The organism is Mesorhizobium sp. M8A.F.Ca.ET.161.01.1.1, from assembly GCF_004792105.1.
Lineage (GTDB): Bacteria > Pseudomonadota > Alphaproteobacteria > Rhizobiales > Rhizobiaceae > Mesorhizobium.
In genome coordinates this window covers 1-333 of the sequence record NZ_SRTD01000263.1, presented here as the reverse complement: position 1 = coordinate 333, position 333 = coordinate 1, and the positions used below count along the sequence as shown (strand labels likewise).

The following is a 333-nucleotide window of genomic DNA, read 5'->3' as shown; positions in this document are numbered from 1 at the left end:
GGAAGAACACCGGCGCGGCGAAGCACACCGAATCCAGCCGGTCGAGCATGCCGCCATGGCCCTCGATCATGTGCCCCCAGTCCTTGATGCCGCGATCGCGCTTGATCGCCGACATCACCAGGCCGCCCCAGAACCCCATCAGGTTGATCAGCAGCGACAGGCCGAACGCCTGCAGCGGGGTGAACGGGGTGATCCACCACAACGCCGCGCCCAGCGCGCTGGCGCTCAGCACGCCGCCCACGAAGCCTTCCACCGTCTTCGACGGCGACAGCTTCGGTGCGATCAGGTGCCGGCCCAGCAGCTTGCCCCAGATGTACTGCAGCACGTCCGAAG

The 333-nt window shown here is 67.3% G+C and carries 1 protein-coding gene; it reads right to left on the bottom strand.

Annotated features, from left to right (window positions below):
• A partial coding sequence (locus EN804_RS35635; RefSeq protein WP_189602200.1) for a phosphatidate cytidylyltransferase occupies positions 1 to 333 on the bottom strand: 333 nt, incomplete at both ends.